31 protein-coding genes are annotated in these 26,860 nt (G+C 32.1%); 17 read left to right on the forward strand and 14 right to left on the reverse strand.

The annotated features are described in order from the left end of the window. Window positions 1-30: 30 nt before the first annotated feature. A complete protein-coding gene (gyrB, locus tag ABWH96_RS13105; RefSeq protein ID WP_375577982.1) occupies window positions 31-1,992 on the reverse strand; it encodes a DNA topoisomerase (ATP-hydrolyzing) subunit B in 1,962 nt (653 codons plus the stop codon). Window positions 1,993-2,156: 164 nt separating this feature from the next. Here gyrB and ABWH96_RS13110 point away from each other — a divergent pair, with 164 nt between their 5' ends. Continuing rightward, a complete protein-coding gene (locus tag ABWH96_RS13110; RefSeq protein WP_375577983.1) occupies window positions 2,157-3,608 on the forward strand; it encodes a leucine-rich repeat domain-containing protein in 1,452 nt (483 codons plus the stop codon). 23 nt (window positions 3,609-3,631) lie between these two features. Here the strand turns inward: ABWH96_RS13110 and ABWH96_RS13115 are convergent, their stop codons facing one another. From ABWH96_RS13115 to ung, 3 genes are all read right to left on the reverse strand, one after another. After that, window positions 3,632-4,099, reverse strand: a complete 468-nt coding sequence (locus ABWH96_RS13115) for a hypothetical protein (protein WP_375577984.1) — start codon at window positions 4,097-4,099, stop codon at window positions 3,632-3,634. An 83-nt stretch (window positions 4,100-4,182) separates the two neighbouring features. Further along, window positions 4,183-4,758: a Crp/Fnr family transcriptional regulator gene (locus ABWH96_RS13120; protein ID WP_375577985.1), complete on the reverse strand. Its 576-nt coding sequence runs from the start codon at window positions 4,756-4,758 to the stop codon at window positions 4,183-4,185. A gap of 53 nt (window positions 4,759-4,811) precedes the next feature. Then, window positions 4,812-5,474 (reverse strand): uracil-DNA glycosylase, encoded by a 663-nt coding sequence (gene ung / locus ABWH96_RS13125; RefSeq protein ID WP_375577986.1) that lies wholly within the window; start codon window positions 5,472-5,474, stop codon window positions 4,812-4,814. Between the two features lie 117 nt (window positions 5,475-5,591). Here ung and apaG point away from each other — a divergent pair, with 117 nt between their 5' ends. Together apaG and ABWH96_RS13135 are read left to right on the forward strand one after the other, a co-directional pair. Continuing rightward, window positions 5,592-5,978: a Co2+/Mg2+ efflux protein ApaG gene (gene apaG / locus ABWH96_RS13130; protein ID WP_375577987.1), complete on the forward strand. Its 387-nt coding sequence runs from the start codon at window positions 5,592-5,594 to the stop codon at window positions 5,976-5,978. 145 nt (window positions 5,979-6,123) lie between these two features. Further along, window positions 6,124-6,759, forward strand: coding sequence for an O-methyltransferase (locus ABWH96_RS13135; RefSeq protein ID WP_375577988.1), 636 nt, complete (start codon window positions 6,124-6,126; stop codon window positions 6,757-6,759). Here ABWH96_RS13135 and ABWH96_RS13140 read toward each other — a convergent pair. The 3 genes from ABWH96_RS13140 to ABWH96_RS13150 are packed head-to-tail and all read right to left on the reverse strand — an operon-like array spanning window position 6,741 to window position 8,018. Continuing rightward, window positions 6,741-7,163, reverse strand: coding sequence for a putative toxin-antitoxin system toxin component, PIN family (locus ABWH96_RS13140; protein ID WP_375577989.1), 423 nt, complete (start codon window positions 7,161-7,163; stop codon window positions 6,741-6,743). The two genes, ABWH96_RS13135 and ABWH96_RS13140, sit on opposite strands and share 19 nt — an antisense overlap. 4 nt (window positions 7,164-7,167) lie before the next feature. Then, window positions 7,168-7,380: a hypothetical protein gene (locus ABWH96_RS13145; RefSeq protein WP_375577990.1), complete on the reverse strand. Its 213-nt coding sequence runs from the start codon at window positions 7,378-7,380 to the stop codon at window positions 7,168-7,170. A 53-nt stretch (window positions 7,381-7,433) separates the two neighbouring features. Beyond that, window positions 7,434-8,018, reverse strand: coding sequence for a methyltransferase domain-containing protein (locus tag ABWH96_RS13150; protein ID WP_375577991.1), 585 nt, complete (start codon window positions 8,016-8,018; stop codon window positions 7,434-7,436). Between the two features lie 115 nt (window positions 8,019-8,133). Between ABWH96_RS13150 and ABWH96_RS13155 the strand changes: the two genes are divergently transcribed. Both ABWH96_RS13155 and ABWH96_RS13160 read left to right on the forward strand, forming a co-directional pair. Beyond that, window positions 8,134-9,066: a chromosome segregation protein SMC gene (locus ABWH96_RS13155; protein WP_375577992.1), complete on the forward strand. Its 933-nt coding sequence runs from the start codon at window positions 8,134-8,136 to the stop codon at window positions 9,064-9,066. A gap of 135 nt (window positions 9,067-9,201) precedes the next feature. Further along, on the forward strand, window positions 9,202-10,341 hold the full coding sequence (locus ABWH96_RS13160) for an acyloxyacyl hydrolase (RefSeq protein ID WP_375577993.1): 1,140 nt from the start codon (window positions 9,202-9,204) through the stop codon (window positions 10,339-10,341). On the opposite strand, the gene ABWH96_RS13165 is transcribed toward ABWH96_RS13160, so the two are convergent. From ABWH96_RS13165 to ABWH96_RS13175, 3 genes are all read right to left on the reverse strand, one after another. Beyond that, on the reverse strand, window positions 10,342-12,192 hold the full coding sequence (locus tag ABWH96_RS13165) for a PAS domain-containing protein (protein ID WP_375577994.1): 1,851 nt from the start codon (window positions 12,190-12,192) through the stop codon (window positions 10,342-10,344). A 94-nt stretch (window positions 12,193-12,286) separates the two neighbouring features. Beyond that, window positions 12,287-12,589 (reverse strand): hypothetical protein, encoded by a 303-nt coding sequence (locus ABWH96_RS13170; RefSeq protein ID WP_375577995.1) that lies wholly within the window; start codon window positions 12,587-12,589, stop codon window positions 12,287-12,289. Window positions 12,590-12,636: 47 nt separating this feature from the next. Then, a complete protein-coding gene (locus ABWH96_RS13175; RefSeq protein ID WP_375577996.1) occupies window positions 12,637-13,080 on the reverse strand; it encodes a hypothetical protein in 444 nt (147 codons plus the stop codon). Between the two features lie 143 nt (window positions 13,081-13,223). On the opposite strand from ABWH96_RS13175, the gene rpsF reads away from it, so the two are divergent. From rpsF to rplI, 3 genes are read left to right on the forward strand one after another with little or no spacing between them, the layout of a single operon-like run. Beyond that, window positions 13,224-13,595: a 30S ribosomal protein S6 gene (rpsF, locus tag ABWH96_RS13180; RefSeq protein WP_085515787.1), complete on the forward strand. Its 372-nt coding sequence runs from the start codon at window positions 13,224-13,226 to the stop codon at window positions 13,593-13,595. Beyond that, window positions 13,592-13,849 carry a 30S ribosomal protein S18 gene (gene rpsR / locus ABWH96_RS13185; protein WP_013452439.1) on the forward strand — a complete coding sequence of 86 codons (258 nt, stop codon included), beginning with the start codon at window positions 13,592-13,594 and terminating at the stop codon, window positions 13,847-13,849. The genes rpsF and rpsR overlap by 4 nt, the downstream gene beginning before the upstream one ends. Window positions 13,850-13,872: 23 nt before the next feature. Further along, entirely contained in the window at window positions 13,873-14,316 is a 444-nt protein-coding gene (gene rplI / locus ABWH96_RS13190) for a 50S ribosomal protein L9 (protein WP_375577997.1), read from the forward strand. 60 nt (window positions 14,317-14,376) lie between these two features. On the opposite strand, the gene ABWH96_RS13195 is transcribed toward rplI, so the two are convergent. Then, a complete protein-coding gene (locus tag ABWH96_RS13195; protein WP_375577998.1) occupies window positions 14,377-16,818 on the reverse strand; it encodes a CHAT domain-containing protein in 2,442 nt (813 codons plus the stop codon). 107 nt (window positions 16,819-16,925) lie between these two features. After that, window positions 16,926-17,879 (reverse strand): hypothetical protein, encoded by a 954-nt coding sequence (locus ABWH96_RS13200; RefSeq protein WP_375577999.1) that lies wholly within the window; start codon window positions 17,877-17,879, stop codon window positions 16,926-16,928. Window positions 17,880-18,194: 315 nt separating this feature from the next. On the opposite strand from ABWH96_RS13200, the gene ABWH96_RS13205 reads away from it, so the two are divergent. Continuing rightward, window positions 18,195-19,559, forward strand: a complete 1,365-nt coding sequence (locus ABWH96_RS13205) for an ATP-binding protein (protein ID WP_375578000.1) — start codon at window positions 18,195-18,197, stop codon at window positions 19,557-19,559. Here ABWH96_RS13205 and ABWH96_RS13210 read toward each other — a convergent pair. Then, window positions 19,546-20,448 carry a DUF2279 domain-containing protein gene (locus ABWH96_RS13210; RefSeq protein WP_375578001.1) on the reverse strand — a complete coding sequence of 301 codons (903 nt, stop codon included), beginning with the start codon at window positions 20,446-20,448 and terminating at the stop codon, window positions 19,546-19,548. The genes ABWH96_RS13205 and ABWH96_RS13210 overlap by 14 nt on opposite strands. 141 nt (window positions 20,449-20,589) lie before the next feature. Here ABWH96_RS13210 and ABWH96_RS13215 point away from each other — a divergent pair, with 141 nt between their 5' ends. The 6 genes from ABWH96_RS13215 (at window position 20,590) to paaD (ending at window position 24,982) form a co-directional block, all read left to right on the forward strand. Beyond that, window positions 20,590-21,153, forward strand: coding sequence for a DUF4256 domain-containing protein (locus ABWH96_RS13215; protein WP_375578002.1), 564 nt, complete (start codon window positions 20,590-20,592; stop codon window positions 21,151-21,153). Between the two features lie 70 nt (window positions 21,154-21,223). Next, window positions 21,224-21,811, forward strand: coding sequence for a TetR/AcrR family transcriptional regulator (locus tag ABWH96_RS13220; protein WP_375578003.1), 588 nt, complete (start codon window positions 21,224-21,226; stop codon window positions 21,809-21,811). 124 nt (window positions 21,812-21,935) lie between these two features. Beyond that, window positions 21,936-22,934 (forward strand): 1,2-phenylacetyl-CoA epoxidase subunit PaaA, encoded by a 999-nt coding sequence (gene paaA, locus ABWH96_RS13225; RefSeq protein WP_375578004.1) that lies wholly within the window; start codon window positions 21,936-21,938, stop codon window positions 22,932-22,934. Between the two features lie 112 nt (window positions 22,935-23,046). Next, entirely contained in the window at window positions 23,047-23,688 is a 642-nt protein-coding gene (locus ABWH96_RS13230; RefSeq protein WP_375578005.1) for a phenylacetic acid degradation b, read from the forward strand. Between the two features lie 3 nt (window positions 23,689-23,691). Further along, complete coding sequence (gene paaC / locus ABWH96_RS13235; RefSeq protein WP_375578006.1) at window positions 23,692-24,447, forward strand: 1,2-phenylacetyl-CoA epoxidase subunit PaaC; 756 nt, start codon at window positions 23,692-23,694, stop codon at window positions 24,445-24,447. A gap of 49 nt (window positions 24,448-24,496) precedes the next feature. After that, entirely contained in the window at window positions 24,497-24,982 is a 486-nt protein-coding gene (paaD, locus tag ABWH96_RS13240) for a 1,2-phenylacetyl-CoA epoxidase subunit PaaD (protein WP_375578007.1), read from the forward strand. A 55-nt stretch (window positions 24,983-25,037) separates the two neighbouring features. On the opposite strand, the gene ABWH96_RS13245 is transcribed toward paaD, so the two are convergent. Then, on the reverse strand, window positions 25,038-25,436 hold the full coding sequence (locus ABWH96_RS13245; protein WP_375578008.1) for a hypothetical protein: 399 nt from the start codon (window positions 25,434-25,436) through the stop codon (window positions 25,038-25,040). A gap of 172 nt (window positions 25,437-25,608) precedes the next feature. On the opposite strand from ABWH96_RS13245, the gene ABWH96_RS13250 reads away from it, so the two are divergent. Both ABWH96_RS13250 and ABWH96_RS13255 read left to right on the forward strand, forming a co-directional pair. Next, window positions 25,609-26,319, forward strand: a complete 711-nt coding sequence (locus tag ABWH96_RS13250) for an SDR family NAD(P)-dependent oxidoreductase (RefSeq protein ID WP_375578009.1) — start codon at window positions 25,609-25,611, stop codon at window positions 26,317-26,319. A gap of 92 nt (window positions 26,320-26,411) precedes the next feature. Further along, complete coding sequence (locus ABWH96_RS13255) at window positions 26,412-26,852, forward strand: hypothetical protein (RefSeq protein WP_375578010.1); 441 nt, start codon at window positions 26,412-26,414, stop codon at window positions 26,850-26,852. Window positions 26,853-26,860 lie beyond the last annotated feature (8 nt).

Here is a 26,860-nt window from a genome sequence, read left to right on the forward strand (position 1 = left end):
GCTTTAATAATAATGATTTATCGAAAATGTTTAAATATCTATTTTAGCATATTTTGCATTTTTTTCTATAAAATCTCTTCTTGGTGGTACCTCATCCCCCATCAACATACTAAATAAATGATCTGCTTCAGCAGCTGATTCCACAGAAACTTGCTTCATTTTTCTAGTATGAGGATCCATGGTAGTACTCCATAATTGCTCAGGATTCATTTCACCTAAACCTTTATATCGTTGCAAGTGAACTGCACCTTCAGTACCGTCCGGAGAAATCTCTTTTACCACTTCTACTCTTTCATCTTCTGTAAAGACATATCGCTCTGTCTTACCTCTTTTGATCAAATAAAGAGGAGGTTGTGCGATATATACATATCCTTTATCAATTAATTCACGCATATAGCGGAAAAATAAAGTCAAAATAAGGGTACGAATGTGAGAACCATCCACATCGGCATCGGTCATGATCACAATTTTGTGGTATCTTAATTTCTCTAAATTAAGAGCTTTTTCATCATCTTCCGTTCCAAAACGAACTCCTAATGCAGTTAAGATATTCTTGATTTCGTCATTATCGTAAATCTTATGTTCCTGCGCTTTTTCTACATTCAAAATTTTACCTTTCAATGGTAGAATAGCTTGGAAGTTACGATCACGTCCTTGCTTTGCAGACCCACCCGCTGAATCTCCCTCCACTAGGTACAATTCACAAATTGATGGGTCTTTTTCAGAGCAATCGGCTAGCTTACCCGGCAATCCAGAACCTGACATCACGTTCTTTCTTTGCACCATTTCCCTAGCTTTCTTGGCTGCATTCCTTGCTTGTGCTGCCAAGATTACTTTTTGCACAATGGTTTTGGCTGCCTTAGGATTTTCCTCCAAGAAATATTGCAAGGTTTCAGAAACACAGCTTTCAACTGCACCCATTACATCTGAATTCCCTAATTTAGTTTTAGTCTGACCTTCAAACTGAGGTTCAGCTACTTTTACGGAAATAATAGCCGTTAACCCTTCACGGAAATCATCACCAGTAATTTCTATTTTCTGTTTTTCTAAAAGCCCTGATTTATCAGCATAACTTTTAAGTGTTCTGGTGAGAGCTCTTCTGAAACCAGAAACGTGAGTACCTCCCTCAATTGTGTTAATATTGTTTACATAAGAAACCACATTTTCACTGTAGGAAGTATTATAATTTAATGCTACTTGAACTGGAACACCATTTTTCTCCCCTTCCATATAAATAGGTTCAGGAATTAATTTTTCGCGACTTACGTCCAAGTATTCAACAAATTCTAAAAGACCACCTTCAGAAAAGAAATTTTCCTCTTTTGAGTTACCTTCTTCATCTTTATCTCTGTGATCTTGTAATTTAATCTTTATTCCAGCATTCAAATAAGCCAATTCCCTCAAACGAGAAGCAACTGTTTCATATTTAAAAACTGACTCAATGAAAATTGATTCATCTGGCTTAAACTGGATTTTAGTACCCGTTACATCAGTCTCACCTACTGGTTTAACAGGTTCTTTCGGAAAACCTTCAGAATATTCTTGTTCGTAGATTTTACCATCACGACTATATACTGTAGCCTTCAACATTGTAGATAGAGCATTCACACAAGAAACCCCTACACCATGTAGACCACCTGAAACTTTATAAGAATCTTTATCGAATTTACCACCAGCATGTAGAACAGTCATTACAACTTCTAAAGCCGACCGACCTTCTTTTTCATGAATATCAACTGGAATACCACGACCATCATCCATTACTGTAACTGAATTATCTTCATTCAATTCTACAGTTATAGTGGTACAATGCCCTGCCATAGCTTCATCTATGGAGTTATCCACCACTTCCCAAATCATATGGTGAAGTCCTTTTACACCAACATCACCAATATACATGGCTGGTCTTTTCCTAACTGCTTCTAAGCCTTCTAAAACGGTAATATTACCCGCTGAATAATCTTTGTTCTTATTATCTTTTTCTGTACTCATAGTGTTTTTACCAAAAGGTCAAAAATAGGTTATTTTAATGGATTTTGATAGCTTTATAATGTGTTTTTTCGACTTTCGAGCATATTCTATTCTTAAAGGAATTTAAAATTAAATTTGTCACTATCATTTAAATACTATATATTTAGTTTTAAATAGATGCTTTTATGAAAAAACTGACTTTTCTAATAATATATATACTGATATTTTGCCAAATATCTGAAGCACAAAAATTTTACAACAAACAAGATTCTATTGATTACCATCATTATTGCATGATTATGTCAGGCGGATATAAAGTCACTGTTGAGAATGGAGTTTTTAAAAGAACGCTAATCGATAGTAGTTATCAAAATACTGATAATTACATAAGTTTCGATTCCGCATATAAACTAATGAAGCAAATTAAAAAGTTTGATTACGAAATTCGAAAACAGAATGAAGATTATACTAAAGGAAGTGATTTGGACATAACTAATAAGTTTGATACCATTACTCACATTTCCTTTAAAGGTAGAGATTTAAAAAGACTACCCATTTTTAAATTATTGAAATGTAAAAACCTAGAAGAGATTGAGTTGGTAAATACCTCGGTTAAAAAAATCCCGTGGTTATTAAACTGGTCAATTTTTGGATTGGATAGTTTAAGGACACTTAGGATTTATAACCATGCGCCAAGTAAAAGCATCAAATTCAAGAAAAACAACAATGTTGAAGAACTAGTTTATAGAGATAGCCCCTATTCTCCTCTTCCAACAAATTTACATAAACTAAAGAATGTAAAGGAGATAGATCTCGCAAGAAATGACTTTCGTGATGATGCTAAGTTCCATCTTGAAAAACTTCAAAACTTAGAGCATCTTAATTTATCACGAAATAATATTGATCTCAGTAATTTAGCTGAGGATACAGTTCATAATTTAAAATACATAGTTCTTTCCTTTAATAATTTAACTGCTATTCCAAAAGAAATTGGCTTATTAAAAAATTTAGTAGACTTACAATTTGCTGAAAATGATATTAAAAGCGATTTGATTCACCCTGCTTTAGGGAGTTTAAAAAGCTTGAAAGTATTGTCTTTTTATAGGAATGATTTGGATAGTATTCCTGCATTCATCTTTAAGCTGAAAAACTTAAAAGAATTGGATTTATATTACAATAGAATCGAAAAACTTCCAGAGGAATTGGGCAATCTAAGGAATTTAGAAAGATTTTATGTGGCCCATAATCGATTCTATAGCATTCGAGAAAGCATTGGAGAATTAAAATCTTTAAAGGAGTTTTATATTCACCATAACAGAATTTCCTATTTACCTGAAAGCATAGCCAAATTAAAGCAAATAACTGATTTCCATATCCAAAACAATTATTTCCAAGGCTTTCCTGAATTTATATTAAATTATGAAAAACTGGTGGATTTGGATATTTCATTCAATGACATTCATAAATTCCCCCCAGAAATAGTTAAACTCAATCAATTGAAATACTTATGGATGCGTGGAATAACTTTTGAAGCATCAGGAAAAGAAGAGGCTGAAGAACTGAAAAATACTTTAGAAACTTTACAGAAAAATGGTGTGAAAGTAAGTATAGAATTAGAGCAAAAGATTAAGCCGTGATCATATTTCGCTCTAATTGAGTTCTAGCTTTTCCACTTAGTCTTTAACAATAATATCAGTCCGCAAACAAAAGCAATCGCTTCACATAGAACTCTTGTCCAATGCCAATTTCCCCATCTAATTAATTCCTTTGAAAGTGCTTCATTTGTAATTGTTTGTTCAGCAAAACTTATATTCGCTTCTTTGAAATAAATGAAATACGTTGAAAAAAACATGATTGCAGAAATAAACATTACCCACAATAAAATATCTGTTTTTGACTTCCCAAGCAGACTATAAAAAAAAGTAATGGTGGGTAAAATTATTGATGCAATTGTGAGTGGTGCATAAAACTGATATAGCCTTTTTCCATAGGTTTTATGAAGTTCAAAAAAAGCATCACTTGATAACTCTTTCCAATAAGGAACAATTAGTACTGCTTCTGCAAGCTGCGTCCCTAAAAAAACACCCATGATGCAAGTAGATAAGAGTAAAAGAATTTTTTGAGCCATTTTTTTATTATTTTAGTATTTACTTGAAAGCATCAAAGTTACTCTACCTAAAAATCAATTCCATTTACATAGGTTGATAAATACTACCCGCGTGAAAGTCTTTTTCTAATTCTACTTAATTGTGTTGGTGTAATGCCCAAATAAGAAGCGATGTGATATTGAGGAATTTGCTGTTCTAATTTCGGAAATTGTTTTTGAAAAATAAGATATCGTTCTTCAGCATCTAATAATACAATTTCAATTTCTCTTTGTTCTTTCTGAACGAAATAATATTCTGCTAAAATTCGTGATGCTCGCTCAATGTCTGGGCAAGTCGAATAAAGTGCTTGCACATCTGTATATTTTGCCACGCGAATAGTACAGTTTGTTAGTGCTTGTTGGTTTATTTTGGTTGGTTTATTAGTTATTAACGAAGAATAACCGCCAATTAAGCAGGGGTTAACGAAAAAATGTTTGTTATACTCAGCCCCTTTGTCGTTTCTGTAAAATACTCTAATAATACCATCCTCTAAAAATCCAAGTTCTTTTGCAATTTTCCCTTCTGATATGAAGTAATCTCCTTTTTTTAGAATTCTAGGTTCAAACAAATCCGAAAATTTGTTCCAACTTTCAGCTGAAACTGAAGTCAAGTCGTTGAAAAAATTTTTTAGATCTATCATTATTTTGTCTGGGAGTGTTATCGATTGTGGCCTAATCGTTTTCTAATTCATAACTACCAATCAATTATCTTTTTATTTTGAGAAACTAAAAATTCATTGCATCTACTAAAGGGCTTAGATCCAAAAAAACCTCGATGTGCCGCAAAGGGGGATGGATGGGGTGATTCGATTATAAAATGTTTGCTTCGGTCAATTACAGCTCCTTTTTTTTGTGCATAAGCACCCCACAAAATAAATACTAAATTCTCCTTTTCATCAGAAAGTTTTTGAATAACGGCATCCGTAAATTCTTCCCAACCCTTCTTTTGATGAGAGCCTGGAGATTTAGCTGCAACAGTTAGCGTTGCATTCAACAAAAGTACTCCTTGCTTTGCCCAGAATGTTAAATCTCCATTTGGGGGCATGGATTTACCCAAATCAGCTTTTCTTTCTTTGAAAATATTGACCAATGAAGGCGGCATGGGAACACCAGGATGAACAGAAAAACACAATCCATTGGCTTGGCCTTGCCCATGATAAGGATCTTGACCTAAGATCACCACTTTAACATCATCAAATGGACAAGCATCAAAAGCTATAAAGATTTCTTTTGCCGGAGGATAAATAGTTTTATTCTGATATTCAGATTTCACAAAACTTGCTAATTCATTAAAATAATCCTGCTTAAATTCATTTGAAAGCTTTATTTTCCAGCTACTTTCGATTCTAACTTCCATTGATATTATTTTTTCCAAAATTATAAAAAGTTCTAAAAAGCCAATAGTTTTATTCGAATGTAATAAAACTATAAACTATTCATGCGGTTGGAGCGTTGATTTGATTATATTTACATTATGGTTCAGTCAATTACTAGAGGTATACACGTTAGCATCGAAACAGAATTTCAGCCGGAATACAGCAGTCCGGTTCAATTTCACTATGTATTTACATATAAGGTAGTGATTGAAAATAAAGGTGATCAAACTGTGCAATTACTCAGAAGACAATGGTTTATCCATGATGCTGGCTTTGAAATAAAAGAAGTTGAAGGTGAAGGAGTAATCGGTCAACAACCTATATTAGAACCTGGACAAAAACATACCTATGTTTCTGGATGTAATTTAAAATCGCCATACGGAAAAATGCATGGCTATTACTTTATGGAAAGAATGTTGGACGGCCAATTAATTGAAGTAAGAATTCCTGAGTTCAACATGATTGTTCCTTATAAACTGAACTAAATTGAATTTCTTTTTAGTAAGAGAATATTTCAAATATTTACACTTAAACACTGACGAGCACTCACTCCACTCCCCTTTTTTCTATCAATTTTATTTAAAGTTTATTAAAAGTAAATCTTATTCAAATGCTTGGGAAAGCATAGAAATGAAAAGAAAAGGTTTATTAAAGGATGAAACTGAAATTAAAATTGTTGATTTAGGAGCAGGTTCAAAAGTAGAAAAATCAAATAAACGAAAAGTAAAATCAATTGCACGACACAGCCTATCAAGTGCAAAATTTTCACGCTTCCTTTTTAGATTGATACAGGATTTCAAATTTGAAAATATAATAGAATTAGGCACAAGCTTAGGCATCAATACCGCTTATTTGGCAACAGCAAATCCAGAAGCTTCCATTTTTACCTTTGAGGCAGATCCAAATGCATTAAAAATAGCAAAGGAAATAAATAAAGAACATGAAAACATACTATTTTATGCAGGAGATATTTCTAACTCACTGCCAAATACGCTTCAAAATTCCAACCCTAAAATTGATTTAGTCTATGCTGATGCAAATCACACAAATGAAGCTAGTATTAACTATTTTAATATAATTTCACCCTATTTAACTTCTCAATCAATTTATATTTTGGATGATATTCATTGGTCAGCCGGTATGCAGAAAGCCTGGGAAGAATTAAAAGGACGAAAAGAAGTCACTTCCAGTATTGATTTATTTGATGCAGGCTTGTTGTTCTTCAATCCTGATTTTGAGAAGCAGCATTATGTATTGGATTTTTGATCTAATAGTAAATCTTTGAATTCTGTAGAAGATAAAATTTTGACTTTTGGAAAACTTATTTCATTCAAAATTTTAAAATCATTATCATGAGTTACAATAAAGTCTGCATTTGCAGCAATCGCACAATCAACAAATTTATTATCATCTTCATCTATCAATAAATTGAATTTATAATAATTGGTGATAAAATTCACATTACTCAAATTTTCAAATACACCAAGTACAGACTCACTTACTTGTTGGTTCATATGGATAGATAATATTTCTGAATATTCCAATAAGATATCTGTTGTAACATATAATTGATATTTATTTTCTATAAGACTATTAAATACCCAATGAAGCTTGGATCTATCTGAAATACTGACTAGCAATACATCGGTATCTAGAACGACTCTTTTCAATATACTATCTAAGTTTTCTATTTAAAAAATCATCCACTTTATCATCATTCCAACCCTTTTCTTCCCAAACACTGTTTGCTGATTTAATAGCCTTTTCAGCAAAATATTTTGCAAGTAAGTTTTTTAATTCTTTTAAATCATCATCTGATAGATCAAAAGAAAATGCTTTCAAAATTTCTAATTGAGCATTTGATAATGGTTGATTAATACTTCCCATAATATTTATATTTAATCTATAACATTTATATCTTAATAAAAGATTCATTTAAGTTAATGAATAGGCTTCAACTTTACAAAAAGCTCACTTCCCTGCCTTTCAGGAATAGAATTATAAGCTATTTCCATTTTTTTTATCATAAAATAATCAGAAAACAATTGCTGATATTCTTCTTGATTCCCTCCAAACGGTGGGCGATCATCGTTTAAGGGGATATTGAAAAGTAATCCAACCAAATGACCATCAGGCTTTAATAACTCTAACATCTTTTTGGCATAATCCCTTCTCAATTCAGGATTTAAAGCACAGAAAAAAGTTTGCTCGATAATAAAATCATATACACCCCTTGCTTCAAAAAAATCAATATTTAATAGTTGGCTTTTAGGAAAATCAGGATTTTCATCTGCAAATTTCTTCAACGGAATTGGAGAATAATCCAACAAATAAACATCTTGAAAACCATTTCCCCATAAATAAGCTGCCTCATAAGCATTTCCACATCCTGGAATCAATATTTTTGCTTTTTTATCCTTTATTTGATCCATAAAATGAGTAATTGCTGGCGAAGGATAACCTATATCCCAACCGAGTTGATTACTATTATATCGTGCTGTCCAATAAGATTCATTTAACTCCATGCGGTAAAATATAATATTTGTTTAAATTTGCAGTTTGTATTTAACGAAGAAAATATACTATTTGTAGTATAATATTATAATTTCATCAGCAAACTTATAAAAAGTTCGACCTATTATGTCAGAGGAATCAAAAAATTCAAGCTATAGTGAATTAGAAAAAGAGAGTAAAAGCTCTAACAGAAAAATCATAATCATTGCATTTTTAGTGGTAATTGTAGCCGTAATTGGTGTTAAATTTTATCTGGATTCAGAAAAAGAAAATGAGCAATTACAGCAAAATTTAGAACAAACTTATGGCGAACTTGACAGTATTAGTACCCAATTAGATCAAAAAATTGCTGAAATTGAGTCATTAGGTGGCGATATTAGTGAACTTCAGCTGATCAGAAAAAACTTGGAGTCTGAAAAAGAAGAACTAAAGCAGTCTAATAATTGGGCTGCCAATCAAATTCAACGATATAAAGATAAGGTAGGAGGATATGAAGAATTATTAAACCTACAAGATGAAAAGATTAAAAAATTGGAGGCCATTAATAAAGAATTACTTTCCGAAAACACCAATCTAAAAACAGAAAAAAATGTCCTTAATGATAGCATTTCAAAGCTGAAAAACAATAGAGAAACCCTTGAAGACAAAGTTGCCATGGCCTCAAGGCTGAAAGCTGAAAACATTAAAATCATTGCCATAAACAAACGAGGGCGTGAAAGAGATGACAAGGAATTTAAACCAAGACATTTAGAAAAATTGAAAATCAAATTCAATTTAGCAGAGAATAGTGTAGCTCAACCTGAGGGAAAAGACATTATATTAAGAGTTATCAATCCAGTGGGCAATGCGCTTTTTGATGTTGCGACAGGTTCCGGATCTTTTATGATTGATGGTAAAGAAATGTTCTATACCGCTAAGCAAGAAATCCTTTTTGACAACACACAGCAAGAACTTTCTTTTATTTATGATAGAGGAGAAGAATATGAAGAAGGCGTTTATCAACTTGAGCTTTATGCCGATGATTATGTGATCGGCAAAGAGAAATTTGTTATAAACTAACCAAATTTTTCAAACCTATTAATTTATCACTGAATAAGTAACTCTATAGGATTTTATAAACTTTGTAAAACCTAATGACTAGAGATTACAATACTTACTTCATTAATTAAATAAAATAATTATTCTCTACGGCTCATGAGGCATATTTATCTATTGCTGTTAGTATCCATTATTGTAGTTTTTGAGTCATATGGACAGGAAGACAATCATTATTTTATACCTGAACTATCAGTAGGTTCCATAGTACCAAACTATTTAAACTCCCCTAAGATTGGTTTAAAAGTTGGGACAACCCTTACTTACTACAAAAGCACAAATTCTGAAAACCTAACGAATCAATATTACAATAATCCTCTTCTTGGCATCCAAGCTGGATTATATCATTTAGGTAATCCTTCTGTTTATGGCAATGAATTCAATCTTATGCCAGTTTTGGGTTTAAGAATGAAGAGAGGTATGTTCCAATGGGGAATTGGGGCTTCTTATCATACCAAAACACATAGACAAAATGAATTAAACCAATCTATTGGGAGTCATTTAAACTGGGCTTTTCAATGGATGTATTACCGTTCATTTTCAATATTCGATAACAGAAATTTTAGAGTTGGATTTGGCTATAGACATTCATCCAATGGCCATACTCAATTACCCAACTACGGTTTAAATTCTGCAGTTATTTCGCTAGCAGTTACTCCACAGGAACTCAAGACTAGTACTCCAAAAAAATCAAGTGTTCCAAAAAGCAGAAGTCCTTTTATTTTAGCAAGATCAGGCGTTGGAATTCATGAGTTAGGAAGTACCACTAATCCAGTGGGTGGTGAAAAGAAATTAGTTTTTAGCCAGAGTATTGGCTTCGGTTTTACATTTAAAGAACATTTTAGATGGTATGCAGGCTTTGGCACTCGCCACTATCAGCATTATGCAGACTCCATTAAGAATAGTGTTAAATTACAGGAATTAAATGTGCACCCTAATAATCATTTTTTCATGATGGGTATTGAATATTTAGTATACCATGTTGGAATTTCTATCGAGGGGGGAATTAATTTATCAAAACCTTTTTATTATCATTTTGCCGAAGAATATGAAAATACTGAAAGTTTGAAATATACACTGAAAAAGATCTTTCCAAGTAGAATGGGATTAAAATTATATTTGATCAACACCGCAAAAAAGCCGAAACATAATGTATATATTTCGGCTCATATTAATGCAAATTTTGGTCAAGCAGACTTTTCAGAAGCAAGTTTAGGCTATGTTTTTAATATTAAATAATTATTTCAAGCCTAATCTTTCTAATTGCTCATTAAATAATTTTTGTGCAACTTCTTCTTGTTCAATCACATACCTTACCCCAATATATTTCTCAGGCTTTCCATCGGCATCCAAAATAGGTGATATAGTAGCATCTACCCAATAAATCGAACCATCTTTTGCTCTATTTTTTATTACACCTCTAAATATTTTTCCTGACTGGATGGTATCCCACATTAACTTATATATCTCAGATGACATATCAGGATGACGAAATAAATTATGCCCCTTCCCTATCATTTCTTCCCTAGAGTACTTAGCGGTATCAATTAATTTCTGATTTACATAAATGATTGTCCCGTGTAAATCTGCTTCGGAAACAATGGTAGTTTCATCTAGAATTTCTTCTCGTGCCTTCATCTCAGCCTGCATTTTCTCCATATCTTTCATCTGTCTTTCCATCTCATCAGCCTGAGCGCTCATTTCCTCCATATTCTGTCGAAGTTCTTCTTCTTGTTGCTGAAGTTGTTGATTTTGTTCTTCAGTCTCTTTATTCTTACGCTCCATTTCCTCCTGAGTGGCTTGCAATTCTTCCATGTTTTGATGCAACTCCTCAGCTTGCGAACGCATTTGCTCCTCTTGCTCTTGTGAAAGCTCTAATAACCGTTTTGTATTAGCATTTATCTTATTCATGCTAAAAGAAGTAGCCAAGCTTTCTCCTAATTTCTTTAGGTAATCCACCTTATAATCTGGTAAAACTTGAAAAGAAGCTACTTCTAGAATCCCCTCAATTTTTTCATTCGTCATTAAAGGCATAATGACAATATTCTTAGGAGGAGCATCACCTAAGCCACTTTTAATCCGAACAAAGTCATCTGGAACTTCTGTCAAGAAAATCATATCTTTCTCGAGGTAGCACTGTCCAATTAAACCTTCTCCGGGCTTTACTTTATCTTTAATTGTTTTTTTTCTTCCAAATGCAAAAGCCGCTTTCATTTCCATGAAAGGCTCATCATTTTCTTCCTCCTTTTCAACCAAATAAATTGCGCCCTGATTGCCATCAACATATTTCACAATCTCACTAATCACTTCTTTTGATAAGGCGGCAAGATCATCATATTGACGCGTTAAATTATTTATTCGGCCTAAACCTTCTGTCACCCAAGCTCTATTCTTCTCTTCCTCCTGCGCTTTTTGTACCTCTTCCAAATTTTTCTTTAAAACATCTTCGGATTCATGCAAATCACGGGTTTGCTTTTCATTATTTTCTATTAGTTTCTGGCTTTTCAATTCAGAACGGTAATTAATATAAGCCAACATGAAAACTATGGTATAAGTCAATAAAATGGACACCACATAGTTCATTTCAAATAAAAAGCCTTCAGTAATGAAACTAATATCCGTATTCTCTATCCAGTAAAATGGTAAATACTCAACCCCAATAAAAACAACCAAATTAAAAATAACCGAAAATATTAAATAATTTTTCTCTCGGATATCAAACACTAAAAAAGGTAAAATTGAGAATGCAATCATAATTAAAAACAATACGATTGGTAATTCATCATTACCCTGAATGAGGTTAGAAGTAAAAACTGCTGTTAGTAATAATGGCGTAAGAGCTGATAATATCCTCGCGAGATATATGAGAGAAATTTTATTCAATACCCATACCAAAATCATACTCACTATCCCTAAAACAGGAATAGCAATTAGTTCAGGAACATAAAGGAAAGAAATTATGGTAAAGGGAAGCGCTACAAACAAAATATTAAATAATGCCACTCCATTACTTAAACGGATTTTAGCATTTACATAATCTGGTAATTTTTTATTTACTCCGGTATTTTGTAGGCGGGAAAAAAAATTCATAAAATAAAAGTGTAAAAAATTTAAAATTATTAGAATTCAATGATAATTAAAAAAACAGTGAATATAAAATGGCGAATTGATATTAATTTGGCACTTAAACTGTGATTTGAGGACTTTTCTGTTCTTTATATACAGATTTTTCAAAAATTATAAAAGTTAAAAACCCATAATAAGAAACCGATATATTACCGAATTGATATTCAAAATGACTATATAGCAAGCGGTTATGATATTCAAATGAACCAAGTTCTTTTAAATCATCTGAACTTAATTTCGAACTTTGATGAATATCTCCATAGTCATTAGCTACTCTTTGAAAATAGGCATCTTGCTTTGGTGCTAGTAAAACTAAAAGAAAAAGCAGTAGAATAAAAAACAGTAAAACTTTTCTAGTCATATTAGAAAAACTGATCTAATTTAAAAAAGTTAATACTAATTCAATATTTATAGGTTTTTGCATTCACCAGAATAATCTTCCACAAATTGAAGATACAATTCATTGTTCGATTCTTCTTTATAAATCTCTAGAACGTAAACTCCAGAAGTAAGAATTTTAGCTTTTTGTTGCATCCATAAAGTGTCGGATTGAAAAACTATATCATCGGAAATTCCTCGAGCGAGAAAATAGTCTGTTTTTAGCGTGTCCAAATTAATCCAACAGGTATATTGCTTTAAGGGGAAAAAGCCTACTGAATCATTCTGACCACCTATATCATAATATAAAGCATCAAAATCTACTCCACTGTCATTATATAAAGCTAAATTCACATCATTATTCTCTAATTTACCACATACAACAGGTATGCACAAATCTTGACTTGTCAATTCCATATCGGAACAAGAAAATGATATTAAAATCAACACTAAAAGAGATAAAATATATTTCATAGTAATTCGCATCAATGATTAAGACAGCCGATAATCAAGAAAGGTTGCAAGGAAATTATAAATAATAAATAAACTTTACGTCTGGATTTGCTCAATATAAAGATTATCACTATTTTTGCGCTTCAAATTTAAATAATTATACAATGCAATTGAAAAATTACGAGACGGTATTCATACTTACTCCCGTTTTATCTGATGCTCAGATGAAGGATGCTGTCGACAAGTTCAGAAAAGTCTTAGAAGACAAAAAGGCTGAAATCATTAATGTTGAACAGTGGGGCTTAAAAAAATTAGCTTACCCAATTCAGCATAAAAGCACTGGTTTCTATAACCTAATTGAATTCAAAGCAACCCCTGAAATTGTTGCTGCACTGGAGTTGGAGTATAGAAGAGACGAGAAAATCATGAGATTCTTAACAGTAGCTTTAGATAAGCATGCTATAGAATACGGAGAAAGACGCAGAAAAGGCGCATTTAATAAACCTAAAGAACAAAAAGAGGAGGTAGCGAAATGACACTTCATAACGAGCCAATTAACCAGAAAAAGCAGGATAATCAAAAGAAATATTGTCGATTCAAAAGATACGGCATCAAATATATTGATTACAAAGATCCTAACTTCTTATTGAAGTTTGTAAATGAGCAAGGTAAATTATTGCCAAGCAGAATTACAGGAACAAGTGCAAAATATCAGAAAAAAGTGGCGCAAGCAGTAAAAAGAGCAAGACACATTGCTTTATTACCTTATGTTACTGATTCATTAAAATAATTAACCCAAAAATATTTATAAAAATGGAAGTAATCTTAACACAAGATATAAATGGATTGGGCTATAAAAATGATACAGTAAATGTTAAGCCCGGATATGGTAGAAATTATCTAATCCCTCAAGGATTTGCTATAATTGCTAACAATTCAAACGCAAAAAAAATTGCCGAAAATATTCGTCAGGCAGCTCATAAAGCAGCAAAATTGAAAAATGATGCTGAAGAATTAGCTAACAAGATTGGTGATTTAACTTTGAACATTAAAACTAAAGCTGGAGAAAGCGGTAAAATATTTGGTGCAGTAACTACTGTTCAAATTGCTGATGCTTTAAGAGTGAAAGGTTTTGATATCGATAGGAAGAAAATTGCTATCTCAGGAGATATTAAGCAATTAGGAGAGTATAAAGCAAATATCGACCTACATAAAGAAGTGAAAAAAGAAATTTCACTTGTAGTTGAAGCTGACTAATATAGCCAAAAAGATAAATTAAAAGCCTTTTGTAGCAATGCAAAAGGCTTTTTTTATGCTCTACTTTCCCCACAAAATGAAAGGAGCCCAATAATAAGGAGCACTATAATCAGAGTTAATCATGGATAGTTTTGCCTCTCTTAGTCCACTTGAAAATGAATGAGTCTCATTTCCCAATTCTTCTTGATAAAATGATTGCATTAAAAGAGAAGTAGATTCATCCGCAACCTTCCATAAAGAAAGTATTAAATTATCTGCCCCTGAATAAGCAAAAGCTTGACCTAAACCCATTACACCTTCCCCCCTATTAATTTTACCCAATCCTGTTTCACAAGCTGATAAAACTACTAATTCTGCATTTATGCTTAATCCATAAATCTCTCCAACATATAAAATATTATTATTTGGCTCCTTATCATCTTGCTTAAAATATACACCTGATAAATCTGGAGATTGTAAATCAACAGTTCCATGAGTTGCCAAATGAATAAATCGATATTCATCTAGAGCAGAATTTTTAAACCGCGCTTTGGTGGCATCGGATTTCACTAAAGATTCAATTGACATAGCACGCTGATCACACCATGATTTGAAATGCTCGCTTTCTTGTTCTGAAGCTGGCAACATTGCAATTCCTTGCCCAAACTCTATAGGAGAAATCAATAAGGCTTCATTACCATATCGAGCATTATCATTCGATTGATATAAAGAAGCTGAATAAGAATAATGGATGTCAAATGATTTGACCAAATAATCCAAGTTATAAAAAGCTGAATTATCGTTTTGGGTTTTTACTAATGCCTCAAATGGAATAGTTGCTAATTCACCATCAGGAATAAGCACTAATTTATTGATATCCTTATTTAACTTAATAGGAAATAAATAATCGTATAAGTTATGAGCAATAGATTGAAAGCTACCTTGTAGATTATATATTAATGTATTTCTGTAGGCTCTTAAAAACCTTAAAACATCATCCAGTTCATAAATCCTATGATAGGATAAACCATCCTTTGTAATCAAATAAAGAATGATTTGATTACTCTTGGGTGCCATTGAATACTCAATAATTGCCTCATCATTTTTTAATTTATCTTGAATATCTCTTAAGCTTACAAATGAATCCTTGTGTTTCAAGTTAAAATACTCCGGATATTCCCGTTCTAATTTTTCAATAAATTGCTGATGTTTTTGTTTTAACTGAAAATATTGATCGCGAAGCAAGTTTAATTTTGATATTTCAGATTCTAAGGAAATTTGAGTATTCAGATATGCTAACTCACTGGATAGTGCTTTCTCTTGTTCTAATACTTCAGCTGGAATTCCCGCAAAACTTTGGGCTTCAGACTCCACTACAGCAGTCTTTAATAAGGAAGATTTTGATATTTCAGCATATTGAAAGGCTTTTTCCAAAAATCCAGTTCCTAATAAGGTTACCTTTTGTAGTTGTAGTGCTATTCTTTGACCATCCTCATAAAGCTCAGAAGCTAAATCACTCAATTCCAATAAATCTTTTTTATTGGTTGTTCCTGCCCTAATATTTTCTAATATGCTGTCTGCTTCATCTATAGTGGCTAAGGCTAACTCCAAATGTGATTTCTTAAGTGAATATCCAAAATAGAACGACTCAAGGATTATGGCTTTACGCATCAAAAGTGTAAGCTGAATATTGAGCTTATTTGCGTCATCTGCAGTAGGATTTTTAGTAAAATCTGTAGCATCAAATTCAAAACTGTTTGCTTTTAAAGCCTTTTGTATGAATTCTAAAGATTTTACGTAAGAACCAGATTTTAATTCCAGTTCAGATAATTGGGCAAAAACATTAGCTAACTCTGAATTTCTTTGCCCGTAGTTTTGAAGATAAATAATTCTAGCCTCATTCAAATAATCATTTGCTAATACCAACTGATCAGTTGCTAAATAAACATTACCAATATTGGCTTTAATAAAAGCTTCAGTTGGTAATCCAGCTTCATGACTTCTCTTCCATTTGCTTAAGGCTTCATTTAAAATTCTTAATGCATTAATTTGATTTCCTTGATTAATTTCTGCTAAGCTTGTGTTAATAGAAATCTGAATAATTTTATCTAAATTCTCAGCTTCTGATTCTGAATAAATATCCAATGCTTTTTCATAATAGCTTACTGCTATTGCAGGTTCATTCCTTACATAAACTAATCCAATATTATTTAATAGGTCAGCAATATTACTTTGATTTAATCCATCAATCTCTTGGTAATTCGCTAATGATTGCTGTAAAAATTCTAAAGCCTGATCGGTTTTCCCTTGATTCCATAGAATAAGACCACGATTTTTCAACCATCTAGCATAGAGCTCGGGCTTAGGATGGGTTTGTATATTTTCATCATTGGCTAATAAATCTAAATATTCACTTGCTTTATCATTTCTACCTTTTAAAAAGTATAATTCAGCAAGCAATAGTTTATTCTCATTTGAGGAAGTATCAGTTAATGCATTTCCAATAACAACATCAATATTCATATTCCTACTTTGAAATATAGAAGTATGATATTCTTCTGATAATAGTTGCCCCAACCCAAAAAATGGTAAAAAAATCAGGCCTGAAAAAATGAAAAATCTGAACATAATTAAAAATTATAAGTGTAGTTTAGATTAATCACATGTTTTCTAGTAAGCCCGTCTGGGTTAAAATCTCTATCTGTTATTCTTTGACCATAGATTAAATTAAGGCTTGAGAAAACATTAAATTTATAATTTAAGCCAAATAAAGCTGATAGCGCTAATCCCGTAGTACCGTCTAGTTTTTCATATTCATTATTTTCATTCAAGGCTCGATCTTTAGTAATTCTATAAATAGGCAATAGCCCAACATTAAAACTTAGTCTGGACATTCTGAAATTTCGCTCAAAACGCATCATAACATCTGTCCCTCTTTTTAAATTACGCCCAACATCATGTTCTCTCACATAGTCCATTCCACCTTCATACCAGCTCCATGAATTAACGGAAGCATCAAAGGTATTTTCATTTTGATGAATTAAAGGCTGTTGGTATCCTACAGAAATCAACCATGTATCATTTATAAAAGAAGCTCCTGCTACAATATCATAAGTACCCAAGGAAGTCTGATAGTACATTGGAAAAACTGCATCGCGTCCTGGAACCTGCGCATCAGATCTGTTAGTAGGAATCTTGGCACCTAAAGTTCCCATAATATCAAATTCTGGATTAGTAAATAGGTTTTTAGTTAAGCTTAAAGAAATGTCTCCAATACCTGAATTGCTACCAAAATTACCATTTATGAACATGAAGGGGATTTTTACTTGCAAGTCATATTGACCATTAATAGACAAACCGAAATCTAAAATACCTGCCCGTATGACTGCAGAAGTATTACTTTGGCCTTCATAAAAACCTACTGAAATTGAACGAAGCTTTATTGGAATATTTTTATTAAAATCCTGACTTGGTTTCATTGCACCCATAGTACAAAAACCAGCATCACTACAGCCCTGTCCAGTAAGAAAAAAAGGAATTAATAAAAATGCAAAAATCAATAATAGGTTTTGATTTATGATCATAAACTTGATAGTTTATAAATATAAACTTAGATTTAATAAGTGAAAATGTAATAAAAACTTATGTAATAATAAAGATTTATTTAGATAAAATAGGATTTTGCTATTATATTTTTTTCTTACAAAAACTACATTTAGCGTAAATTAGAATTGATTTTGAAGAATTTATTTTAGAAAATGACCATTTAATGACATCTATTATAACAATTTAAATATCATATATTACATTTACACTTTTATGATTAAAGTAACTTCTTAAAGAAAATTTTTTAAACTATATTCATACAATATTTTTTATCATCTTTTTAAATTTTTCTGATGAAGTACTGGGGGGAGTATAAAATTAGATTGGCCAAAACTATTTTAGGACAAAATGAGGCTATTCAGAATTTATCATATTATCGTAATCAATTATTTTTCTATCTAATATTATATACTTTAGCCTTTTCACCATTAGCTATCTTACCTGGTATAATAGCCTCCTATTTAACAGGCTTTATTTATCTTCTTATTTTAAATATTATAACCTTTTTAGTTTTAATATTCTTAGCATTTATCAAGCCACTCCAAATCGCAATCAGAAAAATGATTTTCGTTTCCCTATTGTTCATTATTGCTTGGGTACTGCTTTTTAATTTGAAACTGGAGGGGCCAGGATTAATGTATCTATTTTCTGTTACAATAGTGACCTGTCTTATTCATTCAGCTAAATTTGCTTATGTATTAATATTTATAAACTCAGTGCTTTTAGGTCTTTTAGGATTAAACATTGAACTTCAATGGTTTACACTTTCTTTAACTGAAAACCAAAGCACAACCACTTGGTTTGGCATAGTAGTTAATCTTATCTTTTTGAGTATCATTATTGTAGCATGTTTTGAAATAATATTTAAAAAGTTAGAAAAAATCATTATTCAGCAGAGACAATTAAATGAAATTGTTAATCAGGATAATTTAAAAATGTTAGACACCCAAAAAGTTTTAAAAGAGAAAAATGAAGAGTTGAATCAATTTGCTCATACAATAGCACATGATTTAAAAGAACCTTTACGCTCTATGCAAGCATTTGCAAGTTTAACTGTTAGTAAATATAAAGAAGCAATACCTGAAAAGGGTCAGGAATTTTTAGGTCATATTCAAACTTCTTCTGAGCGCATGGCATTATTATTAGATTCACTTCTTGAATATGCTCAATTGGGTAAAGGAAAAGAAAAATCTGTTTTTTCTGTGAAAGAATTGGTGAAAGAATTAGAAAAAGACCTAAGTCAATTAATTAAAGAAAATGATGCACGAATACATTATAATGGCTTACCTCAAATAACAGGATATGAAATTGAATTTAAACAACTACTTCAAAACTTAATTGCAAATGCTATTAAATTTAAAAGAGATGAAGAAAAAGTAGAGGTTAAAATTAAATCAAAAGAAACGGATGATCATTGGGAATTCTTAGTTGCAGACAACGGAATTGGAATAGATTCAAAACACCAAAAAAAGATATTTACAATCTTTCACCGGTTGCATAAGAATAAATTTCCAGGGACGGGATTAGGGTTAGCCAATTGTAAAAAAATAGTAGAAATCCATGGTGGTAACATTTGGGTGGACTCAATACCAGAAAAAGGAAGCACTTTTTACTTTACTATCAGTAAAAATTTAGAGAAAACTACTACAAGTGAATAAAGTGAAACACCCAACCATATTCAGTATTATACTCTACTGCCGGTGCGGGAAATTTCGTTAAATTCAAAGCTTCAAACAAGCCATTTAGAAAAGTACTTCTAGTTTTAATCTTTCCAAAATCAATATCTGGAGATAAGAAAAACTGACGATATCTATTAATCTCAGCTACTCTCTCTCCTCCTATCCTTATGGGATTCTCAAATTCTGAAAGCATTCCTCCCCCACTATATCCTACAGCCAAATTCAACCAATTTGGAAATCTTTGATTTGGCATAATTCTGTTAAGATTGAAACTTAGCCAATAAGTTTGAGCATTATAATCAGTAAAAAGACTTTCGAGAGCATTTTCACCTAAAATCCGCGGATTAATCTTAGAATAGGGGCTTGGAAAATATGAAAATTTAAATTTTATAATTTGTTCATCTGCAAATTTCTGCTGAAACATAAATAATAAAGTTCCTGCTGTATTAGCATAAACATCTCCCCAAGAAAAGCCATATCCTTCATAAAGTCCATCAAAAATCTCAATTGGAAGCTGAAAAATAAAGCCCAAACTTCCCCCAAGAAAAATAGCAGTATTTTCTTTTACCCCACTCCATTTTAACATTTCATAGCCAGCCCTGCTTTGATGATATGCTATATAAGCATGCGCTACTTTATCCATTTGCATCCAGCCAGCATTATCATTATAGAAATGCATGGGTACTCGATCATGATCTTTGTACCAAACTTCTGATAAGTATAATATTCCAGCGGTATAAGTTGTGGCCATTAAACCAACAGAAATGCTTAAGCGCTTTTTATTTAGTTGCGTTGAATCTGATTGTCCAAAAATATTAATTGATAGAAAAACAGATAAAATAAGGATAAAAATGAATCTCCTTTTCATATAGTATAAAATTACTGTAAAAAGACACAGGAAATGTTCAAAAGGATTGAAAAAACGAATTCAAATTTATGGTCTGAACCATGCATATCAATTTAAGAAAATAAATTTGTATATTAATTTCAGAAATCTAGACATTAAAAAATGGGGACTCAAAATACATTAAGTAAAGAAGAACAATCTGATTTACTGGAAAAGCTGAGAGCACGATTTGAAAAAAACATGCATAGACACCCAACTATCAGTTGGCTTGAAGTGAAAACCCGAATAGAATCTATTCCTGAAAAATTATGGACACTAAATAAGATGGAAGTTTCCGGAGGCGAACCTGATGTAGTAGGGAAAGATAAAGAAACTGCTGAGTACTTCTTTTATGATTGTTCCAAAGAAAGCCCTAAAGGCAGAAGAAGTATCTGCTATGACAGAGCCGCACAACTTGGTCGAAAAAAATACCCGCCAGAAAATAATGTGGAAGACATGGCTAAAGAAATAGGAATCGAACTGTTGACAGAAACCCAATATCGGTTTTTACAATCACTAGAAAGTTTTGATATGAAAACCTCAAGCTGGATTAAAACTCCGGATACTATCCGAAAATTAGGAGGTGCCCTATTTGGAGATTACCGTTATGAAACCGTTTTCATTTACCACAATGGAGCTGATTCATACTATGGAGCTAGAGGATTTAGGGGATGTCTTAAAGTATAATCAATAATGTCTATCGAAAATTATTTGAACTATATTTCCCTAACGAACGTTTGTTTATTATATTTGGAAAATGATTACTAAGACTAAAGTAAATAGAAAACAACAAATAATAGAAAAAGCAACTGAACTTTTTCAAAAGCAAGGCTATGCAGCAACTAGTATGCGTGATTTAGCTGGATATATTGGAATTGAAGCAGCAAGTTTATATTCCCATATAAAGTCAAAGGAAGAAATTTTACAAACCATTTGTTTTCAGATGGCAAATGATTTTTTTCAGTCATTAGAGAAAATTGAGCTGGAAAAATTAAGTGCAGATGAAAAGTTAAAAAAGGCAGTAGTTTCTCATGTTGAAGTACTTACAAAAGATAGTGCTGCAAGTGCAGTGTTTTTTTCAGAGTGGAGGCACTTAAGTGAGTCTTATTTGAAGGATTTTTTAGCCATGCGCAACAATTACGAAAACAAATTTATTCAAATATTGATTGATGGGCATAAAGAAGGTGTTTTTAAGAAAATGGATGCAAAATTTACTGTATTAGCATTGCTTTCTTCTATTAACTGGATGCCTTCATGGTATAAGCCTGAAGGTAAATTAACACCTGAAGAAATAGCTGAAAATGTAACAGATGTTTTTATCAACGGACTAAAAATTAGATCTTAAATAGATCCTATTGGGCAATAACATGAGTAATTGTAATCTCGATAACTATAGGGACTGATAATCAGTACCAAATGACAATCTTTTGTGTTTTATAAATTTAGAAATTATAAAAAATTAAAAAATTATGTACGGAGGCGGACAAGTATTTGAATCTTCATCAGTTAACAATGAATTATTAAAAGATGAAGACCCACAAAAATTAGCAGAATTTGAAGCTCGCATTGCAAGAGGTGAAAAAATAGAGCCTAATGATTGGATGCCAAAGCTATACAGAAAGCAATTAATCAGAATGATTGAGCAACATGGTCATTCGGAAATTATTGGGGCTTTGCCAGAAGGAACTTGGATAACAAGAGCTCCTGGTTTCAAAAGAAAATTAGCTTTAATGGCAAAAGTTCAGGATGAAGTAGGTCATGCTCAATTACTCTATGGTGCTGCCGAAACATTAGGCAAAAGCCGTGAGCAAATGATCGAAGATTTGATCACTGGAAAATCAAAATATTCCAATATCTTCAATTACCCTACTTTCACTTGGGCAGATTCATGCTTTATTTCTTGGCTAGTAGATGCTGGAGCTATAGTAAACCAATTAGCGAATGCAAGAGGTAGTTATGGCCCATATTGCCGTGCCTTAGATAGAATTTGTGCGGAAGAATCATTCCACTTAAAATATGGTCACCACTGTGTAATTCACTTGGCTACAGGAACTCCAAAGCAAAGAGAAATGATGCAGGAAGCAGTAGATAGATGGTGGGCTCCAATGATGCACTTCTTTGGCCCTTCTGATAAAATGTCAACGCATACTCAAATTTTGACCAAATGGAAAGTTAAAATGGCGACTAATGACGAATGCCGTCAGCAGTTCTTGGATATGTATGTTCCAAAAATCTGGGAATTAGGATTAACTATTCCTGATGAAAATTTGAAAAAGAATTCTGAAACAGGAGAATGGGAATTTACTGAACCAGATTGGGAAGAATTCAAAAGAGTAATTAATGGTGACGGTCCTTGTAATAAAGAGCGTTTAGCAGTTAGAAGAACAGCAGAAGAAAGAGGCGCTTGGGTTAGAAGAGCATTAACTGCTAAAACAAAAGGCGAAGAATACGTAGCACCCTTGGCTTAATTGCGAATTAGTTACCACCTTCGTCATTCCCGCGAAGGCGGGAATCTTACTTAATTGAAAGAAGAGCAGTACCTAATTATTAATCTTTAATTACTAATTATTAATTAAAAAAATGTCTGATTTTTTAAACTCATTAGATCCAAGGATCAATAGATTAAATATTCCTGCTGAATTTGGAACTACTTTCCCTTCAAAAGAAAACAAAGATCAATTTGTAACTTTTGAGGTATTCGTTCAGCCTAAGGAAAATAAACCTTTTCAGCATGAAGGTATAGTGCATGCGCCAACTATCGATATGGCATTTTTATTTGCTAAAGAGCAATTTAGTCGTAGGGGTATGAGTTGCACTGGTGTTTGGGTTGTGAATACTAATAATGTTCAAGTTTCACCTATCACTGAAAATGATGAAGACATTTATGATTTCATTCATGAAGAAATAATGGAGGGTGCTGAAAAAGGGGATTCCGAGGAATACGAAATTTTCCACTTGAAAAAAAGAGGGAAGCAACATGCACATGTAGGTAGTTTAGATGCCACTTGTTTTGAAGAGGCTCTTTTTAAAGCTAAGGATAAATTCCAAGAAGAAAAATCAGTCCTAAATATTTGGGTAGCAAAATCTGAAGATTTCATGAAAATTGATGGGGAAGATTTTGCAGATATTTGGGAAACGTTGCCTGAGAAGAAGTATCGTGATGCCATGGATTATAAGGCTACTGATAAAATCAAGAAATTTAAAGCAGAACAAAACGCATAAGTCATGACTGAAGAAGCATTAAAAGATTTATTATATAAAATAGCAGATGATTTATTGATTTTAGGTCATAGAAACTCTGAGTGGACAGGAGTTGGCCCATTATTGGAAGAAGATATTGCATTCTCCTCCATGGCACAAGACAAAGTAGGTCAGAGTTTAGCTTTTTACAAATTATTGCATGAATTAGGTGAACAAGAGCCTGACACAGTAGCTTTCACAAGAAATGCTGATCAGTTTCACAATAGTCAATTTGTTGAATTGCCAATTGGAGAATACGATTTCAGTTTAATCCGTCATTTCTTATTTGACCATGCGGATTATATCAGATTTAGTACATTAGCGGATTGCCCTATTGAAGAAGTTGCCCAAGTAGCTAGAAAACTGAAAGGTGAAATCAAATATCATGTAATGCATGCCAATACTTGGATTAAGCAATTGGCAACAGCAAATGAAGAGGCTCATGATAGACTTCAAAATAGTTTGAATGAAGCACTTCCTTACGCTTTGGGTATTTTCGAACCTTCTAAGTTTGAGCAAGAAATTATTGATGCTGGAGTGTACCCTGGCGAAAAAGCGATAGAAGAGCAATGGAAAGAAAATATTGCCATCGTTTTAGAAGAAGCTAGTCTTAAATTACCAGATTGGGATACTGTTAAACCAGTTTATGGAGGAAGATATGGAAAACATACGGAGCACCTTCAGCCTTTAGTTGAGGAAATGAGTGAAGTATTTAGAGTAGATCCAACTGCAGATTGGTAATCAACGATTCATTGAATAAAGGAGCATTTGAATTATAACCATTTTAGAAATGACATTAACTGAGGATAAAATATTAGAATTATTGAAGGAAGTTAAAGATCCTGAAATCCCTGTTATATCATTGGTAGATTTAGGGGTGATAACAGGTATAGAGATCGAAAAGAATCATGTGACTGTCAATATGACCCCTACATTCATTGGTTGTCCTGCTATGGATTATATGAAGCAAGATGTAGTGGATGTGCTCAATAAAAATGGAATTGAGAACCACACAGTAAACCTAAACTTAAAAACCACCTGGAGTTCTGATTTGATATCAGACGAAGGCAAAAGAGCGCTAAAGAAATTTGGGCTTGCTCCTCCCCCAGTGCATAATAATGTAATCGAGGATTTGGACATCATTGAGCATGCAGAATGTCCGAATTGCGACAGTACCAATACTAGTCTAAAATCTCCATTTGGCCCTACGCTTTGCAGGTCTTTACACCATTGCAATAGTTGCGGAGAAGCATTTGAGAGTTTTAAGCCGATATAATATGAAACAAAAAGGATATCTATTTAGCAAAACAGAGAATAATTACATCATAAAACTAATAAATAGCTAATTGAGTGATGCTATAAGTCACGAAAGCAAAAGCTGAAGTTACCAGAAGTTTTATTATTCTTATCTTCTTAATTTTCATAATTACTTCTCTATGTCCACTTAAGTTAATTTGTTCCATAGAAGTGTTAAAAAGAAATGGAACTCTATTAATAGTATTTAATCCTAGATAAATCACCATCCCAATTATTGGAAATAACCAAAGTAATACAAACCCATTAAAGAAATCATCTACTAATTTTCCTTCAGTAAATATTGAAATTTCATTTGGAAGCTTATAGTAGTAAAAAAGAGGCATTCCTATTAAAAATATTAGCATTATACTTGAAATAAATTCAATAAATCTATCAAAAGGGCTAAGGTGTATTTTTAAGGCTTTTAGGTTCATATAATTGATTTTTTATCATTGGTTTAATAAATTAGTTAAAAGAAATTAAAATAACAACTATCCCGTCATTATCATTTTAACTCAAAAAAAACTTACAACACAATTCCTTATTAAAAATAATAAACATTAGATCTTGTTTAATGTTAGTATAAATAAATTTAAACAAGTGATTATGTCATTTAAAAATAAAAATATTTTAATAGTAGGTGCAAGTTCAGGAATTGGGCTGAGTTTAGCTAAAAAATTACAAAAACAAGAAGCTAATTTGATTTTAGCCTCTAGAAATAAACCCGATTTATCAGGTGATTTTCAATACATAAAATTAGATGTATTAGATATGAAAGATGAATTGAAAGAGTTGCCTGATACACTTCACGGATTAGCGTATTGCCCTGGAAGTATAAATTTAAAACCCTTTCAAAGCATAAAAGAAAACGATTATATCAATGATTTTAGATTAAATACTGTAGGTGCTGCTATGGTAATTCAACAATCATTGAAAGCGCTTAAAAACGCAAAAGGTGCTAGTATAGTATTGTTTAGTACAGTAGCAGCCAACACTGGCTTATCTTTTCATGCGTCTATTGCTTCAGCTAAAGGTGCACTACAAGGATTTGGTTTAAGTTTAGCAGCGGAATTAGCATCCAAGCAGATAAGAGTCAATATGGTAGCTCCCAGTTTAACGGATACCCCTTTGGCAGAAAATTTATTATCTTCTGATGATAAAAAAGAAGCTTCTAATAAAAGACATCCAATTGGAAGGTATGGTAAAGCTGAAGATATTTCAAATGCTGCTACATTTCTTTTAGATAGTGAAAATAGCTGGATTACAGGACAAATACTAGGCGTAGATGGTGGAATGGAGAGAATTAGAAATATTTAATTATAAGTTAAACAATTGACTCAATAGTATGTTAAAATCTTAACTTTTTAAAGCATAAATATTTTTTTTTAACAAATACAATTTTTAAAATTATGAGTAACGAAACACAGTCATTAAAAGACAATTTGGTATCACACCATGAAGGTTCACATGCAAAAATTTCTTTCGTTGAAGGTAAACCAGTAGCAGTAGTAGAGGCTACTAGTACATACATTCCTATTGAAGAATTCAAAAATATTTTTAATGAAATAGGTAAGTTGGTGGATTCAAAGAAAATCACAAAACTAATTTTTGACAAAAGAAAGTTAACAGTTTTTCATCAACCGTCTATGGAGTGGTATTTCACCGAGTGGAAAGAACAGATGTGGCATAAAGGTTTGAAAACACACAGAAAAATTTTGCCTGATAATAAAGTTTTTCAGCAAAGTGTGAAAATTGGTAGAGAAAAAATTAAAGAAGAGCATCCAAATTTAAAATTTAATGAAATGGACATTCAGTATAAAGAATCATTACAGGATGCTATTGACAATTAATAAATATT

The sequence above is a fragment of the Marivirga tractuosa genome, assembly GCF_042140215.1.
GTDB lineage: Bacteria > Bacteroidota > Bacteroidia > Cytophagales > Cyclobacteriaceae > Marivirga > Marivirga tractuosa_A.

Bases quoted from the DNA above. Each gene is read 5' to 3' on its own strand.
- ABWH96_RS13155 (WP_375577992.1), top strand. From the start codon at position 8,134: ATGTCAGAGGAATCAAAAAATTCAAGCTATAGTGAATTAGAAAAAGAG.
- ABWH96_RS13195 (WP_375577998.1), bottom strand. From the start codon at position 16,818: ATGAATATTGATGTTGTTATTGGAAATGCATTAACTGATACTTCCTCA.
- ABWH96_RS13120 (WP_375577985.1), bottom strand. From the start codon at position 4,758: ATGATAGATCTAAAAAATTTTTTCAACGACTTGACTTCAGTTTCAGCT.
- ABWH96_RS13255 (WP_375578010.1), top strand. From the start codon at position 26,412: ATGAGTAACGAAACACAGTCATTAAAAGACAATTTGGTATCACACCAT.
- ABWH96_RS13150 (WP_375577991.1), bottom strand. From the start codon at position 8,018: ATGGAGTTAAATGAATCTTATTGGACAGCACGATATAATAGTAATCAA.
- ABWH96_RS13215 (WP_375578002.1), top strand. From the start codon at position 20,590: ATGGGGACTCAAAATACATTAAGTAAAGAAGAACAATCTGATTTACTG.
- ABWH96_RS13175 (WP_375577996.1), bottom strand. From the start codon at position 13,080: ATGAAATATATTTTATCTCTTTTAGTGTTGATTTTAATATCATTTTCT.
- ABWH96_RS13245 (WP_375578008.1), bottom strand. From the start codon at position 25,436: ATGAACCTAAAAGCCTTAAAAATACACCTTAGCCCTTTTGATAGATTT.
- ABWH96_RS13220 (WP_375578003.1), top strand. From the start codon at position 21,224: ATGATTACTAAGACTAAAGTAAATAGAAAACAACAAATAATAGAAAAA.
- ABWH96_RS13145 (WP_375577990.1), bottom strand. From the start codon at position 7,380: ATGGGAAGTATTAATCAACCATTATCAAATGCTCAATTAGAAATTTTG.
- paaC (WP_375578006.1), top strand. From the start codon at position 23,692: ATGACTGAAGAAGCATTAAAAGATTTATTATATAAAATAGCAGATGAT.
- ABWH96_RS13135 (WP_375577988.1), top strand. From the start codon at position 6,124: ATGAAAAGAAAAGGTTTATTAAAGGATGAAACTGAAATTAAAATTGTT.
- ABWH96_RS13250 (WP_375578009.1), top strand. From the start codon at position 25,609: ATGTCATTTAAAAATAAAAATATTTTAATAGTAGGTGCAAGTTCAGGA.
- ung (WP_375577986.1), bottom strand. From the start codon at position 5,474: ATGGAAGTTAGAATCGAAAGTAGCTGGAAAATAAAGCTTTCAAATGAA.
- apaG (WP_375577987.1), top strand. From the start codon at position 5,592: ATGGTTCAGTCAATTACTAGAGGTATACACGTTAGCATCGAAACAGAA.
- ABWH96_RS13230 (WP_375578005.1), top strand. From the start codon at position 23,047: ATGTCTGATTTTTTAAACTCATTAGATCCAAGGATCAATAGATTAAAT.
- ABWH96_RS13200 (WP_375577999.1), bottom strand. From the start codon at position 17,879: ATGATCATAAATCAAAACCTATTATTGATTTTTGCATTTTTATTAATT.
- ABWH96_RS13205 (WP_375578000.1), top strand. From the start codon at position 18,195: ATGAAGTACTGGGGGGAGTATAAAATTAGATTGGCCAAAACTATTTTA.
- ABWH96_RS13210 (WP_375578001.1), bottom strand. From the start codon at position 20,448: ATGAAAAGGAGATTCATTTTTATCCTTATTTTATCTGTTTTTCTATCA.
- paaA (WP_375578004.1), top strand. From the start codon at position 21,936: ATGTACGGAGGCGGACAAGTATTTGAATCTTCATCAGTTAACAATGAA.
- ABWH96_RS13115 (WP_375577984.1), bottom strand. From the start codon at position 4,099: ATGGCTCAAAAAATTCTTTTACTCTTATCTACTTGCATCATGGGTGTT.
- rpsF (WP_085515787.1), top strand. From the start codon at position 13,224: ATGCAATTGAAAAATTACGAGACGGTATTCATACTTACTCCCGTTTTA.
- ABWH96_RS13160 (WP_375577993.1), top strand. From the start codon at position 9,202: ATGAGGCATATTTATCTATTGCTGTTAGTATCCATTATTGTAGTTTTT.
- rpsR (WP_013452439.1), top strand. From the start codon at position 13,592: ATGACACTTCATAACGAGCCAATTAACCAGAAAAAGCAGGATAATCAA.
- paaD (WP_375578007.1), top strand. From the start codon at position 24,497: ATGACATTAACTGAGGATAAAATATTAGAATTATTGAAGGAAGTTAAA.
- gyrB (WP_375577982.1), bottom strand. From the start codon at position 1,992: ATGAGTACAGAAAAAGATAATAAGAACAAAGATTATTCAGCGGGTAAT.
- ABWH96_RS13110 (WP_375577983.1), top strand. From the start codon at position 2,157: ATGAAAAAACTGACTTTTCTAATAATATATATACTGATATTTTGCCAA.
- ABWH96_RS13170 (WP_375577995.1), bottom strand. From the start codon at position 12,589: ATGACTAGAAAAGTTTTACTGTTTTTTATTCTACTGCTTTTTCTTTTA.
- ABWH96_RS13165 (WP_375577994.1), bottom strand. From the start codon at position 12,192: ATGAATTTTTTTTCCCGCCTACAAAATACCGGAGTAAATAAAAAATTA.
- rplI (WP_375577997.1), top strand. From the start codon at position 13,873: ATGGAAGTAATCTTAACACAAGATATAAATGGATTGGGCTATAAAAAT.